This window comes from Aeromicrobium sp. REDSEA-S38_B2 (genome assembly GCF_001628525.1).
Lineage (GTDB): Bacteria > Actinomycetota > Actinomycetes > Propionibacteriales > Nocardioidaceae > Aeromicrobium > Aeromicrobium erythreum.
Genome location: NZ_LUNH01000013.1, coordinates 1 through 13336 on the forward strand (window position 1 = coordinate 1; position 13336 = coordinate 13336).

The 13336-nt window shown below is 66.9% G+C and carries 12 protein-coding genes and 2 pseudogenes; 8 read left to right on the top strand and 6 right to left on the bottom strand.

Annotated features, from left to right (window positions below; genetic code table 11):
- Positions 1-327: 327 nt before the first annotated feature.
- Positions 328-984: a response regulator gene (locus tag A6Q81_RS02240; RefSeq protein WP_286689381.1), complete on the bottom strand. Its 657-nt coding sequence runs from the start codon at positions 982-984 to the stop codon at positions 328-330.
- 80 nt (positions 985-1064) lie between these two features.
- On the opposite strand from A6Q81_RS02240, the gene A6Q81_RS02245 reads away from it, so the two are divergent.
- The gene (locus A6Q81_RS02245; RefSeq protein ID WP_286689382.1) at positions 1065-1232 is read left to right on the top strand and encodes a hypothetical protein; all 168 of its coding nucleotides are present in this window, start codon (positions 1065-1067) and stop codon (positions 1230-1232) included.
- Between the two features lie 191 nt (positions 1233-1423).
- Here A6Q81_RS02245 and A6Q81_RS17160 read toward each other — a convergent pair.
- Positions 1424-1861: pseudogene (locus tag A6Q81_RS17160) on the bottom strand (sensor histidine kinase); the annotation flags it as partial.
- Between the two features lie 468 nt (positions 1862-2329).
- Between A6Q81_RS17160 and lipA the strand changes: the two are divergent.
- The 3 genes from lipA to A6Q81_RS02260 are packed head-to-tail and all read left to right on the top strand — an operon-like array spanning position 2330 to position 4359.
- Positions 2330-3295, top strand: coding sequence for a lipoyl synthase (lipA, locus tag A6Q81_RS02250; RefSeq protein ID WP_286689383.1), 966 nt, complete (start codon positions 2330-2332; stop codon positions 3293-3295).
- Between the two features lie 21 nt (positions 3296-3316).
- The gene (locus tag A6Q81_RS02255; RefSeq protein WP_067858433.1) at positions 3317-4021 is read left to right on the top strand and encodes a DUF4191 domain-containing protein; all 705 of its coding nucleotides are present in this window, start codon (positions 3317-3319) and stop codon (positions 4019-4021) included.
- Positions 4021-4359 (top strand): hypothetical protein, encoded by a 339-nt coding sequence (locus A6Q81_RS02260; protein WP_286689384.1) that lies wholly within the window; start codon positions 4021-4023, stop codon positions 4357-4359. Before A6Q81_RS02255 ends, A6Q81_RS02260 begins: the two co-directional genes overlap by 1 nt.
- 6 nt (positions 4360-4365) lie before the next feature.
- Here the strand turns inward: A6Q81_RS02260 and A6Q81_RS02265 are convergent, their stop codons facing one another.
- A complete protein-coding gene (locus A6Q81_RS02265) occupies positions 4366-4731 on the bottom strand; it encodes an RDD family protein (RefSeq protein ID WP_067858438.1) in 366 nt (121 codons plus the stop codon).
- Between the two features lie 190 nt (positions 4732-4921).
- On the opposite strand from A6Q81_RS02265, the gene glnA reads away from it, so the two are divergent.
- From glnA to A6Q81_RS02280, 3 genes are all read left to right on the top strand, one after another.
- The gene (gene glnA / locus A6Q81_RS02270; protein WP_067858441.1) at positions 4922-6343 is read left to right on the top strand and encodes a type I glutamate--ammonia ligase; all 1422 of its coding nucleotides are present in this window, start codon (positions 4922-4924) and stop codon (positions 6341-6343) included.
- Between the two features lie 607 nt (positions 6344-6950).
- Entirely contained in the window at positions 6951-7961 is a 1011-nt protein-coding gene (locus A6Q81_RS02275) for an XRE family transcriptional regulator (RefSeq protein WP_286689385.1), read from the top strand.
- Complete coding sequence (locus A6Q81_RS02280) at positions 7951-9102, top strand: hypothetical protein (protein ID WP_286689386.1); 1152 nt, start codon at positions 7951-7953, stop codon at positions 9100-9102. Before A6Q81_RS02275 ends, A6Q81_RS02280 begins: the two co-directional genes overlap by 11 nt.
- Here the strand turns inward: A6Q81_RS02280 and A6Q81_RS02285 are convergent.
- From A6Q81_RS02285 to A6Q81_RS02290, 3 genes and pseudogenes are all read right to left on the bottom strand, one after another.
- Positions 9099-9725 carry a hypothetical protein gene (locus A6Q81_RS02285; RefSeq protein WP_286689387.1) on the bottom strand — a complete coding sequence of 209 codons (627 nt, stop codon included), beginning with the start codon at positions 9723-9725 and terminating at the stop codon, positions 9099-9101. The genes A6Q81_RS02280 and A6Q81_RS02285 overlap by 4 nt on opposite strands.
- A gap of 66 nt (positions 9726-9791) precedes the next feature.
- On the bottom strand, positions 9792-10040 hold the full coding sequence (locus A6Q81_RS17165; RefSeq protein ID WP_353681403.1) for a helix-turn-helix domain-containing protein: 249 nt from the start codon (positions 10038-10040) through the stop codon (positions 9792-9794).
- A gap of 307 nt (positions 10041-10347) precedes the next feature.
- A pseudogene (locus A6Q81_RS02290) lies at positions 10348-11567 on the bottom strand (IS3 family transposase).
- Between the two features lie 389 nt (positions 11568-11956).
- On the opposite strand from A6Q81_RS02290, the gene A6Q81_RS02295 reads away from it, so the two are divergent.
- Positions 11957-13333 carry a tyrosine-type recombinase/integrase gene (locus A6Q81_RS02295; RefSeq protein WP_286689388.1) on the top strand — a complete coding sequence of 459 codons (1377 nt, stop codon included), beginning with the start codon at positions 11957-11959 and terminating at the stop codon, positions 13331-13333.
- The last annotated feature ends 3 nt before the right edge of the window (positions 13334-13336 follow it).

Genomic DNA, 13336 nt, shown 5'->3' on the forward strand with positions numbered 1-13336 from the left:
GACCAGCGCCGAGCCGGCACGCAGCACCGTTGGTCGTGTAGCGGATCCGGCGAGCGCCAGCGAGCTCGAGGCCGCGTATCGAGACCACTCGAGACAGATCAACGTAGAGCGCGCACCCACCACCGCTGGTCGAGTAGCCGATGCACGCGAGGAACGAGCGTTCGCGTCGGCGTATCGAGACCACTCGGGGCAGACCAGCGTCGAGCGGGCACGCACCCGAGCCTGACCGCTGCCGAGGTCTCGATACAGCGGGACGCCTTCGGCGTGCACCACTCGACCTGCCCTCACCGCTCCTTCGCTGCGCTCAGTCGGGTTCGGGCATCGGGTTCAGTCATCCATCAGGCCGGACTCGAACGCGACGATCACCGCCTGCACGCGGTCGCGGGCACCGAGCTTGGTGAGGATGCGCGAGACGTGCGACTTCACCGTCGCGCTGCTCACATACATCTCGGCGGCGATCTCGGCGTTGCTGAGCCCACGGGCGAGGGCGCGGAGCACGTCGCGCTCGCGGTCGGTCAGGTCGTCGAGGACGGTCGCGTCGCCGCGGGCGCGTCCGGTGGAGCGGGCGATGACACGACGCGTGACCTCGGGCGCAAGCAGCCCGTGACCCTGCGCGGCGAGGCCGATGGCGCTCACGAGGTCCTCGGGCGGGCAGTTCTTGAGCAGGAACCCGCTGGCGCCGGCCTGCAGCGCCGCGAACAGGTACTCGTCGTCGTCGAACGTCGTGAGGATGAGCACGCGTGTGTCGGGGTGCTCGGCGACGATGCGCTCTGTGGCGGTGATGCCGTCGGTGCCGGGCATCTGCACGTCCATCAGCACGACGTCGGGCGACAGCGCCGCGACCTGGCGCTGCGCCTCGTCGCCGTCGCGCGCCTCGCCGACGACCTCGATGTGGTCCTCGATCTCCAGGATCATCGAGAACCCGGCGCGGATCAGCTCCTGGTCGTCGACGAGCAGCACGCGGATGGGGGTGGTGTCGCTCATGCGTCCTCCCGGTCGACGGGGATGCGTACCCGCACGCGGAAGCCGCCCGCGGGTCGGGGGCCGATGTCGGCGAGGCCGCCGTGCATGGCGACGCGCTCGCGGATGCCGTCGAGCCCGAACCCGCCGCCGTCCTCGCGGGCGTGGAGCGGGTGGGGCCGTCGTCGAGCACCTCCACCTCGACCGCGGCGCGCTCCCCCGGCTCGCTGAGGTGGCGCAAGGTCACCCGCGCCGACGTCGCCGCGGAGTGACGGCGCACGTTGCTGAGCGCCTCCTGCGCGACCCGGTAGAGCGACAGCCCGACCGTGTCCGGCACGGGGAACGTCTCCCCCACGCAGTGCACCTCGACGGACGGGCGGTCGGTGGTCACGGCGAGCTGGCGGACGTCGTCGAGGCCTGGCTGGGGGCCGCGGTCCGACGGCGCGGCGTCGTCGTCGGAGCGCAGCAGCCCGACGATCTGGTGCATCTGGGCGACGGCCTGGCGCGACGACGTCTCGATCGCCCCGAGCGCCTCGCGGGCGCGCTCGGGCCGGGCCTCGAGCAGGCGGCTGGCGCCGGCGGCCTGCACGCCGATGCCGCTGACGTGGTGCGCGACGACGTCGTGCAGGTCGCGTGCGATCCGGACCCGCTCGGCCTGCACGGCCTGCCGCTGCTCGACGTCCTGCACGGCGCGCTCGCGCTCGCGCTGGTCCTCCACGAGCGCGCTGCGTCGGGCGCTGAGGTAGGCGGCCTGCCCCCAGGCGATGGCTCCGAAGAAGTACATGACGTTCAGCGCGACGCTGTAGACGATGAGCGCGACCTTGGGTGGCAGCAGACCGGTCTGTTCGCCGAGCGGCGGCATGAGGTCGCGACCGAACGACCACAGCAGCCAGCCGAACATGCCGACGAGCACCACCAGGGTGACGACCATCAGCGACCTCGGCCGCCGCGACCACGCCCACGCGGCGTAGAGCGCGGCGAAGAGCACCATCTGGATGGTGAAGACGGCGCCCAGCTCGAGCAGCCGCTCGCCGACGACGATGAAGACGGCCGAGACCACCACGAGGACGGTCAGCGGGTACTGCCGACGCCAGCACAGGGCGAGGCCGCCGAGGCCGAACCACAGGTACGCCTCGACACCCTTCCAGCCCGTCGACACGCCCGACGCGCTGGCGTAGACCTGCACCGACGCGACGCTCACGAGGGCCGCGACGACCCCCAGGACGACGTCGGTCGCCAGCTGGGCGCGCGTGGGTCGCGGTCGGGTCCAGGAGCGGTCGAGGATGCTCACGCCTCGACCCTAGCGAGGCTACGCCCCGGTAGGCGTGCGCCCGTGGCGACGCTGGGACGGCGGCGTACGCTGGACGGCGTGACGATCGCACCGGACGGCCGCAAGATGCTTCGACTCGAGGTCCGCAACAGCCAGACCCCGATCGAGAAGAAGCCCGAGTGGATCAAGACCCGCGCGAAGATGGGTCCTGAGTACAACGAGCTGATGAAGCTGGTGAAGGGCGAGGGTCTGCACACGGTCTGCCAGGAGGCCGGCTGCCCCAACATCTTCGAGTGCTGGGAGGACCGCGAGGCCACCTTCCTCATCGGCGGCGAGCAGTGCACGCGACGTTGCGACTTCTGCCAGATCGACACCGGTAAGCCGGCTCCGCTCGACCGCGACGAGCCGCGTCGCGTGGCCGAGAGCGTGCAGAAGATGGAGCTGCGCTACTCGACGATCACCGGCGTCGCCCGCGACGACCTGCCCGACGGTGGCGCGTGGCTGTACGCCGAGACGGTCCGCAAGATCCACGAGCTGAACCCGGGCACCGGCGTCGAGAACCTCATCCCCGACTTCAACGGCAAGCCCGACCTGCTCGAGGAGGTCTTCAGCTCCCGGCCTGAGGTCCTCGCGCACAACGTCGAGACCGTGCCGCGCATCTTCAAGCGCATCCGTCCGGCGTTCACGTACGAGCGCTCGCTCGACGTCATCACGCAGGCGCGCGACTACGGCCTGGTCACCAAGAGCAACCTCATCCTCGGCATGGGCGAGACCCGCGAGGAGGTCTCGCAGGCGCTGCGCGACCTGCACGAGGCGGGCTGCGACCTCATCACGATCACGCAGTACCTGCGCCCCTCCCCGCGCCACCACCCCGTCGAGCGCTGGGTGAAGCCCGAGGAGTTCGTCGAGCTCAAGGACGAGGCCGACGAGATCGGCTTCGCCGGCGTCATGTCGGGCCCGCTCGTGCGCTCGTCGTACCGCGCCGGACGCCTCTACCAGCAGGCCGTCGAGAGGCGTGAGTCCACGGGCGAGGTCGTCCTCCGCCACACGGACGGCGCCGCCTGAGGCACCCGTAAGATGGACGGCATGTCCACCCCTGCCGCCCCGCCCGAGGGACGTCTGCGCCAGCTGCGCCAGGCGTACAAGATCACCAAGCAGTCCGACCGCAACGTCGGCCTGTTCATGCTGCTGGCCTTCGTGCTGGGCGCCGGCATCCCGGCCGTGCTGCTGCTGACGTTCATCGGCACCGGCGTGCTGGCGATCGTCCTCACCGTGATCATCTCGGTGCTGTTCGGCATCCTCGGCGCGCTGTTCGTGCTCGGACGTCGCGCGGAGAAGGCGGCCTACTCGCAGGTCGAGGGCCAGACGGGCGCCGCTGCAGGCGCGCTGCAGATGCTGCGTCGCGGCTACCACGTCAAGCAGGCAGCGGCCTTCAACAAGAACCAGGACGTCGTGCACCGCGTCGTCGGGCGTCCGGGCATCATCCTCGTCGGCGAGGGCAACTCCACCCGCGTGCGCAGCCTGATCGCGTCGGAGCGCAAGAAGCACGCGCGCATCGTGGGCGACGAGGTGCCGGTGCTCGAGGTCGTCGTCGGTCGCGGCGACGGCGAGGTGCCGCTGCCGAAGCTGATCAAGCACGTGCGCAAGCTGCCGAACGCCATCAAGCCGGCCGAGCAGACCGCGATCCTCAACAAGCTGAAGGCGCTCGACGCGATGCGCCCGGCCGCACCCATGCCGCGTGGCCCGGTGCCGACGAGCATGAAGGGCGCCCGCCGCCAGATGCGGGGCTGATGCCTCGCACGTGGCTGGTCCTGGCGCTCGCGGCGACGCTCGGCGTCGGCGCGTGCCAGGCGGCGACGTCGGGCGAGATGACGAGCCAGACGTACCGCTCGCTCGACGCGCGCGGCGACGCGCTCACGCCCGACGACGTGCGCGAGGCCGGTGGCACGGACGACCCCGACCTAGCGCGCACGTTCGTCGAGGAGGGCGGACGGGCGGAGCCGTCGGGGGCGTCGTGCCTGTACGCACGGACGACTTACCGCGAGTCCTACCGCGGGGTGGCGCGCTTCTGCTTCGACGGCGCGACGGTCGTGTCGGTGGAGCGCAACCGCGCCGACCTCGACCGCTGAGCGACGTCAGATCCCGAGGCGGGCGACGCGCGACCCGGAGAGGATGTCGTGCAGTCCCCGGTGGTCCTCGTTCTGGATGACGGCGGGGATCACGAGGCACAGCAGGGCCGTGCGCAGCGCCGCCCGCGGGAGGCCGATCGGCTGCCCGTCGGGCGAGACGACCTGCAGGCTCAGCACGCGCTTGCCGATGGAGTAGCCGAGCACGCCGGTCAGGAGCGTGACCTCGACGAAGAAGACCCCGAGGGTGACGAAGGAGCTGACGGCCCCCTCCCCCGCCAGCGGCGTCCGGGTGACCGCGACGACGCTGAGCATCGCCACCGCCCAGTCGATGAAGAGGGCCAGCAGGCGGCGACCGAGCGAGACGTCGTACACGTCGTGAGCCTAGCGGGCGGCTCGCCGCCGACACGTGGCGTTCATCCTCGGGCGAGACTTGTAACATGCCCGAAACAATGGAGTGACGGTAGGGAAACTGCCTCTGCCTAGCGTCGGTGACGCGGCCGCCGAGGCGTCCGCTCCCGCCACATCGACGACCAGGCCACCATCGCGTGGCTGAGGAGGCCCCATGTTCGGCAATGCCGACGAGTTCTTCAAGTACGTCAAGGACGAGGGCGTCGAGTACCTCGACGTCCGTTTCACCGACCTGCCCGGCATCCAGCAGCAGGTGACGCTGCCGGCGTGGACGTTCGACGCCGACGCCGCCGAGAACGGTGTGGCCTTCGACGGCTCGTCGATCCGCGGCTTCCAGAGCATCGACCAGTCCGACATGGTGCTCTACCCCGACTTCGGCACGGCCTACGTCGACCCGTTCAAGCGTCGCAAGACGATCGCGATGGACTTCTTCGTCCACGACCCGATCACGGGCGAGGCCTACTCGCGCGACCCCCGCAACATCGCCCGCAAGGCGGAGGCGTACCTGGCCACCACCGGCATCGGCGACACCGCGTTCTTCGCGCCCGAGGCCGAGTTCTACATCTTCGACCGCGTCAACTACGGCACCAGCGCCAACAAGTCGTTCTACGAGATCACGTCGCTGGAGTCGGCCTGGTCGACCGGTGAGGACATCACCGACAACCGCGGCTACAAGGTCCGTTACAAGGGCGGCTACTTCCCCGTCGCGCCGACGGACCAGACGGCCGACCTGCGCAACGACATGATGACGAACCTCGCGAACGCGGGCCTCGTCCTCGAGCGCGGTCACCACGAGGTCGGCACGGCCGGCCAGGCGGAGATCAACTACAAGTTCGACACGCTGCTCAAGGCGGCGGACGACATCATGAAGTTCAAGTACATCGTCCGGAACACGGCGTGGGCCGCGGACAAGACGGTGACCTTCATGCCGAAGCCGATCTTCGGCGACAACGGCTCGGGCATGCACGTGCACCAGTCGGTCTGGAAGGACGGCTCGCCGCTGTTCTACGACGAGGCCGGCTACGGCGGACTGTCCGACACCGCCCGTCACTACATCGGCGGCATCCTGAAGCACGCGCCGTCGCTGCTGGCGTTCACGAACCCGTCCGTGAACTCCTACCACCGTCTGGTGCCGGGCTTCGAGGCCCCGATCGCGCTGGTCTACTCGGCCCGCAACCGTTCGGCCTGCGTCCGCATCCCGATCACGGGCTCGAACCCGAAGGCCAAGCGCATCGAGTTCCGCTGCCCCGACCCGTCGAGCAACCCCTACCTGGCCTTCTCGGCCCTGCTGCTCGCCGGCATCGACGGCATCAAGAACAAGATCGAGCCGCCGGCCCCGATCGACAAGAACATCTACGAGCTCCCGCCGGAGGAGTACGCCGAGATCGACATGGTCCCGACGTCGCTGAACGCGGTCCTCGACAACCTCGAGGCTGACCACGAGTTCCTCACCCAGGGCGACGTGTTCACCCCCGACCTCATCGAGACGTGGATCGACTACAAGCGCACCGAGGAGATCCTCCCGGTCCAGCTGCGTCCGCACCCGCACGAGTTCGAGCTGTACTACGACATCTGATCTGAGGGTTTTCACCCTCTGCCAGTCGTTGCCGAAAACGGCGGCTGACCTGCGGAGACGTCTTTCGACGTCTTCCAAACGTCAGCCGCCGTTTCTCGTTGGTGTGTGTCACCAGTGTGTCAACAGAATCAGCAGGACCGGCCTCGGCAATACCCCACCAACGCAACACGACATTAGGCGCAAGCCTAAGATGACTCGGGCACAGTACGCGGCGGCTGTCGGAAAGGACCTGGTGCCCGTTTGGCGAGCGTTGGTACAGCATGCATGAGCGGCTTCCATCCCACGAATCCATGAACCCATAGGGCGCGTCGTTAGTGTGCGCTGGGTGGCACGATCACGACCCTGATCAAGATTTGCATCCGGACGAGAGCGGCGTTTGCTGACGTTCGTGGCGACGCATGGTGGTCTTGCAACATGACGCAAGTGACCCCTGTCCGGTCCAGGCGCGACCTCAAACGCACCGAGCGTTCGCGGAAGGCTTCGAATCAGAATCGACCCGGACCGATGCAGGAATATTTCTGTCGATAAGAGTGGAATATCGTCGGATGGTCTGCCTATAGTTACAGGTGTGGCATTCCCTTCAGTTCATGAGGAGACGCGCCGGCCAATGGTCGGCACGGTCCGAGTCGCGCGCGGGTTGACGCAGACTGAACTCTCAGCGCGCAGTGGGATCTCGCAAGCGGTGTTGTCGAAGTTGGAGAGTGGCGCGGTCGAGCTGGACTCAAGTCGATTAGCCGCATTGTCAGTTGCGCTGAAGACTCCCGAGGAGCTCTTACGTCTCCCCTACGCCGACGTCGGTGCCGCCCCGTTCGTTTTTCATCGCAAGCGTTCGACGCTCCCTGTTTCGAAGGCCAACCAGATCCGGGCGGAGTTGGAGCTTACGCATCTGCAGGTTGAGCGCATCCTTGGGGAGCGGCGGCCTACGACGGCGATCCGGCGCACCCCGTTGCCCGACGACGGGTTCGTTTCCCCGGAGGAGCTTGCGCAGGATCTGCGCAAGGAGCTGTCGATCGCGCCGGGCCCGATCCCGGACCTGACTGCGGTGCTCGAAGCGGCGGGCGTGGTCGTGCTGGTGAGGGACTTCGGGTCCGCCCTGATCGACGCGATCATGAGCTGGCCCGACGGCCGCGTGCCGCTGGTGATCGCTGGCATGCATGCGCCTGCGGACCGGCAGCGGTTCACGATGGCGCACGAGCTCGGTCACGCGGTGATGCATCAGGTGCCGACAGAGAACCAGGAGTCCGAAGCTGATCGGTTCGCGAGCGAGCTGCTGATGCCGGCGTCGGATATCGCGCCGGCGCTGAAGGGGGTCACGGTCCCTCGGCTGGCTCAGCTCAAGCCGGTGTGGGGTGTCTCGATGGCTGCTCTACTTCGAAGGGCTCGGGACCTCGGTGGCATCAGCGAGTCGCAGTACAAGCAGGTCAACATCGAGTTCTCCAAAGCCGGCTACCGGAGCCGGGAGCCGGTGGAGTTGCCCCGAGAGTCGCCATCGCTTCTGGACGCGGCGCTCGAGGAGCGGATCTTGGCAGGCGAAGACGTTCAGATGATCGCGGAGTCGGCGTTGATGACCGAGGCTGAGTTCCGCAGAGTTTATGGAGGTGAGGCAGATGAGCGTTGACCAGGGATCGATCCTGAGCACCGTCGTCGATGGCCGCACGTCGTCAGTGCATGCCTCGCGTCCGAGCGTCGTGGGTTCGACTGTCGAGCAGCGACTCTCGCGTCGCGTGTTGGTCGTGGCGAGTACCGAGGCGACCCAGACCGCGGCCCACGTCGACACCGCCGGTGGCGGTCTCGTGGTGGCCGGGACTGAGGCGACGCGGACGGTTCGGCAGATCAAGGCCGCCTATCCCAATCTGACCCTGCTTGTCGACCCGACGTCCCACACCGGGCATGTCGCATCGGAGGCTGAACCGTTCATGCTCGGCGAGGAGGGTCTGTTCGAGTTCACCTTGGCCGATCACCTGGCGGGGCAGATCAGTGCCGGTGCCGACATCGCGGTGACCCCGACGGGCTTCATGGAGCCCGGCGATCCGAAGGCTCTCAAGGCAGCCCTGGAGATCGTAAACGCGGTGGACCGCGATGATGTTCTGTTTCTGCTGCCCGCGCACCCCCGCTGGTGCGCCGAGCCCAACGTCCAGCAGCTCATCGCGGTGGCCAGGCGCAGCCGGCACCCGGTGGCGCTCGCGCTGGGACATAAGACGGACCCGCTGACGACCAAGGGAGTTCCGGCGGGGTTCAGGCGGTTCTTCGCAGAGGTCGGGTGGGCGATGCCCTGGAGGACCGATCTGGCTGCATTCGACGCGCTCGCTCACGGCGCCAAGGCCGCGGCGGTCGGGCAGCTGCCCAGCCTCCGACGGATCAACCTGCCGGGCGAGAAGGGCTTCGCCGGCCGACCGGGTGAGAAGTTTCCCAGCGTCTTGATGAACGACCTGCTTCGCTACAGCCGCGTCAGCCACATGCGGGAGAACTGGTTCGCCAGCGTCAGCCCCTACGCCTGCGACTGCTCGGTGTGCGTTGGGCGCGCGGTCGACCGGTTCAGCGGATCGCCTGAACATCGCCTCGAGGCGCACCTGCATAACCTCGCGATGATCAACGCGATGCGCCAGGACATTGACGGACTGACCCAGGCGCAGATCGCCCAGTGGTGGCGTCGTCGCCTGCTCGACTCCGAAGAGGCGCACATCAAGCTCGGCGCCTACACCTCGACCACGGTCGGCATGCCGGCGGTCGTGAAGGAGTGGATCGACCTCGCAGGCTAGCCGCGCCTGGAGACCACTGATCCCGCCAAGCCGGTCTGCGAATACACGACCTCAGCGAACTTCCACGATGCGCCGGTGTACCGCTCAGGCTTGAACGGCACCGGCCCCAACAAGTCTCTGACTGTCGATGCTTGGCCGGTCGTTTGGCTCGCCACAGCAACACCAATGCCCAGGAACTTCGCCTCAAGCCACATAAGGTCATCGTCAGCGGGTTCCCGGTCAAGCAAGATGCGGCGCTCACAGTACGGTCCAAACCTCGCTGCGGCGGCGAGCGCTTGACGCCACGATCGTCCAGGGACCGTCACTCGGTCGACTCGAAGCGGCGGGCGAACCGTGCGCGTGGCGTACGGCTGGCCACGACGGTCGATGGTTAGCTCGATCCCAGGCACACCAGCGAGTAGGTCGGTCTCATAGCTCGATAGCCCTGCGACATAGTGAGGCTTACCGAGCGGGAGTGTGAGCAGCAAGTTCAGCAAGTCGAGATCTCGCAGCTTGATTGCGCCAACAGCACGACGGCGCCATATCTCCGTCTCGTCAAGAGTGATCTCCGCTAGAACGTCGACGTCCCGAACGCGGACCTCTTGGCAGAGGACGTCGCCGTCAACGCTCAGGAACGGCTCCAACCCTGGTGGCCTTGTCATCGCTGCGTCCTCTCATTGCGACCGTTCGTGTCTCGTAGAGCCTCGTGACTAGCCGGCATCGCCGACGGCCTCCTTACATAGGAGCGAAGCTGCGTCCCAAAACGGATGTGACCTGCGGCTGTACCGCTGCGTTCGCTCCCTCCGCTCTCTTGGCAGCCTCTCGACCAACCCGACCGTCGTCAGATCCTCCAGCAACCTGTGCACCGTACTTCCCGCCAGCTTCGTGCGGCCCACCACCTCCGGCGCTGTGAACTCCGAGCCCCGGGCAGCGGCGATCGAGTCGGCAACCCGCAGCATGTGCCGGTTGCCGAACAAGGTCTTGGACCAGACCAAGTCAGTATCATCCCGCCCACTCACACATCGCACTTTATCCTAGATTCCGGAATCTCGAATCTAATTTGAAGTACGAGACTTGCTCCTCGGCAGCGAGCCACCCGACCGAGGATGAATGCCATGACTAGTGATGAGACCGAGCGCAAGCTCCAAGCCTCGATGGCTGCGCACCTGTCCTCAACGCAAACCGAGAATCGCACCGGAAGAACCGCACCTGCCCGAAGCGCGCTGGAGCAGACGGGACTGCTGCACCGATAGGTGACAGGTGGGTTTAGGCCGCCAGGGCGACGGTCTGGTTCATGATGGTCTCCCACTCGATGGGGGTCAATTGGCCGAGGACGGCTTGTCTGCGACGGCGGTGGTAGGTCTCTTCGATCCACGTCACGATCGCGATCCGCAGCTCTTCTCGGTGTCGCAGCGGCGGGTGTTGAGGACGTCCTTCTGCAGCAGGGCGAAGAACGACTCCATGGCGGCGTTGTCGCCTGCTGCGCCGACGCGCCCCATCGATCCGACCATGTCGTGGCAGGCGAGCGCGGTGATGAAGCGGCGGCTGCGGAACTGGCTGCCGCGGTCGGAGTGGACGATGCATCCGGCGACGTCTCGACGGCGGGCGACGGCGTTCTCGAGCGCCTGGAAGGCCAGGTGGGAGGTCATGTGGTCGCTGATGGAGTAGCCCACGATCCGGTTGGACCAGGTGTCTTGAGCGCGCAGAGATAGACCTTCCCCTCGGCGGTGGGGTGTTCGGTGGGGGCACCTCCCTGCACGAAGTGCTTGTGGGAATGTCGGTCAGCCAAATCTGGTTGGGCCTCCCGGCCTGGAAGACACGGTTCAGGAGGTCGTCATGCACTGGTGGGCCGGCCAACTTGGCGTTGCGGCCGCGCTTCTTGCTGAAACTCGACCACCAACGATTCTCCGAGCAGATCTTCCAGACCGTCCGCTCAGCGACGTCGAAGCCAGCAGCTCGGACCTCGTCGACCAGGAATCGGTATCCGTACTGCGGGTCGTCCTCATGCGCGCCCAGGACGGCGTTGGACAGGTGGGCGTTGTCCTACTCTGAGGTGGTGATCGGGGCAGCGAGCCAGCGGTAGTACTGCTGGCGACACAGCCCGAGCACCCTGCAGCTGAGCGAGACTCCGATCCCGTCAGCCGCGAGCTACCTCACGAGTGGGAAGAGACTTTTCCCGGCAGGTTCGCTTGTGACAGGTAGGCCGCCGCGCGCCGCAGGACCTCGTTCGCCCCCGCAAGCGGGAGGTGCCCCCACTACTCGAGCCGGCGGATCCGCTTCTTCGCTTCACGCAGCTCAGAGTTCTCTGCCGCGGTGGTTCCGGGTTTGAGTCCGTCCTCGACGTCCGCGGTCTTCATCCAGTTCGCCAGGCACGACTCGCTGATCCCGAAGTCGGCAGCGATGTACTTCGACAGGTGGCCGGGCTCGCGGCTCCGAGCGACCCGCACGACGTCCTCGTGGAACTCTCGGGGGTAGGGCTTGGGCATGGTGCACATCCTTTCAGCGGCACCTCGCGGCACCACAGATCAGATGTCACCTATCGATGCAGCAGTCCCCTCGACCGCCTGATGACGGTCGAGGGGGTCGCCGAGTACCTGTGCGTCCCCGTCAACACGCTCTACCAGTGGCGGCACAAGGGAACTGGCCCGACAGCCTTCCGTGTCGTAGCGCTACCTGCGCTACGACCCGAGCGACGTGCGTTCCTGGCTCCGCGAGAACAGCGGGACGGGTCATGGCGCCCACTGACCGTCGCGTACGTCGCAGCCGAGACGGCGAACGACGGCTCAAGTACATCGTCCGTTGGCGCTAGCTTGGTGGCGGCGCTCGCTCAAAGACCTTCACCCGCAAGACAGACGCCAATCGGTTCGCGGCCACGGTGTCTGCCGACATCGTGCGCGGCCAATACTTCGATCCGGACGCCGGCAAGATCAGCTTCAAGGACTACGCGGCGGAGTGGCTGGAAGCTCAGACGTTCGACGAGGGCACACGAGAGGCGGTCGAACTGCGTTTACGGCTGCACGCCTATCCGGGCCTCGGCGCGAAACTGCTGAGCGACGTCAAGCCGTCCACCATCCAGCCCTTGCTGCGCGGCCTGTCCGAGTTGGCCCCCACCTATCAACAGGTCATCTTCACCAACGTCTCCACCGCCTTCACCGCCGCCGTGGACGACTCGCTGATCCAGAAGAACCCATGCAATGCACCCTCGGCGTGTCAACCCAAGCCCGAGCAGCGCAAGCTCACGCCGTGGACGGCCGGACAAGTCACGAACGTCCGCAGCGCGCTCCCCGAGCGCTGCCAACTGGTCGCTCAACTCGGCGCCGGCCTCGGCTTGCGACAAGGCGAGATGTTTGGCCTCTCCCCCGACGACATCGACATCGAGAAGGGCGAGATCGAAATCGTCCGCCAGGTCAAACTCGGTGCCAGCAACAGGCAGCTCTTCGGCCTGCCCAAAGGACGCAAGACACGGCGCGTGCCTCTGCCCGACTCCGTGCTCGACGCGATCAACGAGCACATGACTCGCTACCCGCCTCGCGAGGTGACACTTCCGTGGGACCGACTCGACGGATCGGAACGCACCTTCACTTTGCTTATGACGACGCGAGGGCGAGGCGCGCTCAACCGCAACTACTTCAACACCTACATCTGGCGTCCGGCCCTGGAGAAGGCGGGCATCGAAACCGAGCGCGAGAACGGCACCCACGCGCTCCGCCACCTCTACACCAGCACGCTGCTCGACGCAGGCGAGTCGATCAAGGCGCTGAGCGAATACCTCGGCCGCGCCGACCCCGGCTTCACCCTGCGGACCTACACCCACCTGATGCCCACGTCTGGTGAACGGACCCGCAACGCGATCGACACCGCGCTGAGCCGGCCACGGGCCGAATTCCCGGCAGGAAACTCTGTGGAAGCCTTCTCCCCTCACCGCCGGACTTCAAAACGCCCGCTGCCCACGACCGATCAGCAGGCGCAACCGCCGGTGTGCGACGACAGGTCCCGCGATTATGAGTCTGCTCAACGAGATTCCGCGAGCCCAATGCAAGACGCTCGTCCGGGTGGCCCAGCGCACCCACGACCTGTCCTCTACAGCCATCCAACCGGCCCCCGACGCCCGCGAAGTAATCCGGTGACCAGCGAACTGTCAACTGGAAGAACACGCCGAGAGCTCGAGCGGCGCGAAGTCGGTGCATCCGTACCGCTAACCGGTCTGTTCGTCGACGCCGACAGGCTGAGACTACTCGCAGCGATCGTCTAGCTA